The sequence below is a fragment of the Gardnerella swidsinskii genome (genome assembly GCF_003397705.1).
Classification (GTDB): domain Bacteria; phylum Actinomycetota; class Actinomycetes; order Actinomycetales; family Bifidobacteriaceae; genus Bifidobacterium; species Bifidobacterium swidsinskii.
In genome coordinates, this window is record NZ_QJVB01000008.1 from 1 (window position 1) to 1,499 (window position 1,499).

The 1,499-nt window shown below is 36.0% G+C and carries 1 protein-coding gene and 2 pseudogenes; 2 read left to right on the forward strand and 1 reads right to left on the reverse strand.

Annotation, left to right across the window (positions count from 1 at the left end; translation table 11 throughout):
- Positions 1-137, forward strand: a pseudogene (locus D0T18_RS06980) (MFS transporter); the annotation flags it as partial.
- A gap of 229 nt (positions 138-366) precedes the next feature.
- On the forward strand, positions 367-591 hold the full coding sequence (locus D0T18_RS06755; RefSeq protein ID WP_116440749.1) for a hypothetical protein: 225 nt from the start codon (positions 367-369) through the stop codon (positions 589-591).
- A gap of 58 nt (positions 592-649) precedes the next feature.
- On the opposite strand, the pseudogene D0T18_RS07055 reads toward D0T18_RS06755, so the two are convergent.
- Positions 650-814, reverse strand: a pseudogene (locus tag D0T18_RS07055) (IS3 family transposase); the annotation flags it as partial.
- Positions 815-1,499: the final 685 nt, after the last annotated feature.

The window sequence follows — 1,499 nt, forward strand, 5'->3', positions numbered from 1 at the left end:
CTACTGGTTCTTGGATTGGATTTGCATTCTCATCTACGTGCCAATGGCAGCTTTTGCCTATACTCGCGCTGATTTTTACTGCCGGTTTGATTGTTGTTTTGCCACAGTTGCCAAACACTAGCTATGCTACAGACTAGGGATGTAGTTGTGATTTTGAGTATTCTAATTGTAGTCTATTTGCATAATTTAGTATTTGGGGTAATAACCCTATTTCTATTTGTTATAAGTAAAACTGAGAACACCTTATACATTTTATGTGTTATCAAAAATAACAACAACAATTGTATGGCAAAAAATTATTGGATAGAATGAGCATTAAACCTATTTGGTGTTCGACTCCGTGGAGTGAGTGAGGAGGATATTCTCATGTACAAGGTTCTTATGTTCGTGCTGAAGTTGGTTATGTTTACAGCTGTGAATTTTATGTTCCTTTACTTGTCGATGGTGGTATACGGCCATGATTTTGGTGCGATGTTCAAAACGTATGGGAATGCGCTCGGTCCGCTTACGTTCGTGCTTGCTTTGATGACAACGATGTCGTTGCCTAATGAAGGAACTATTTTTGAGGGTAAACGGCAAAAAGTGTGCTAAAAAACCGAGTTTTCGTTGAAATACCAAGGAAAACTTGCTGTAGTTAAGCTAAAAAAGCTTAACATTTAGTATTACTTGACATTGAAAAAGGGGACTTAGGACAATTTTTAGACATTTTGTGCAACCATAGCATGATGTTCCATAATTGTCTTTTAAGCCCCATTTTAATTCTGTGGTTGTTGTAAAAATCAATATAAGTATGAATAGCTTGACGTAATTCTTCTGTACTACTCCAGCTCTATGTTGCAAGAAGGTTTTCTCTTGCCAGAAGCAGGCTATCTTCTTGATATTAAAAACCATAAATAGATTCAAAAATGCATGTTTAGACCATTTGAGCCAGTCTGTTTCATTATTACTATTCTTTTTAACTACTCTAATCTTGCGCTCTAAAAGTCCAATACGTTGCTTAAAAGGAGAGCTGCCTTCAAGGAGAGTTGCATTCGTACATAACGTCTTTATTTTACACAAATTGCTCTTAAAAGAGAATCTTTCGTTTTTTGTAAAAGATGAAACAGAAAGCGAGGTGATGGAAATGCAAAAGAATGTTAAGCAGACCTTGAAGCTTGTAGTTTCCAAGGCTAGCAGGTGATGCGCTTTTACAAAAAACCATCACGACAGATTTCATTAACCTGCTTAAAGCTAAAAAAGACTACACGAAAATAGCTGATGAGATTGATGAACTGAAAGTTAAGAAACAGCAGATTCTTATAGAAAAAGCAGGTCAAGAAGATGCTAAAAGACGAATCAGAGAAATGGAAGATTTTCTGAAAAGTGAACGTCACGATATTAGTGAGTATGATGAGAAGCTGGTAAGAAAGTACATCAAGAAAATAAAAGTTTACGAGGACAGGTTCAGCGTAACTTTTAAATCAGAGATTAGTGTTGATGTTGAAAGGGCATCGTAAAAG

What these genes read in the sequence shown, in the direction of transcription:
- D0T18_RS06755 (WP_116440749.1), top strand. Translation starts at nt 367, where the DNA reads ATGTACAAGGTTCTTATGTTCGTGCTGAAGTTGGTTATGTTTACAGCT.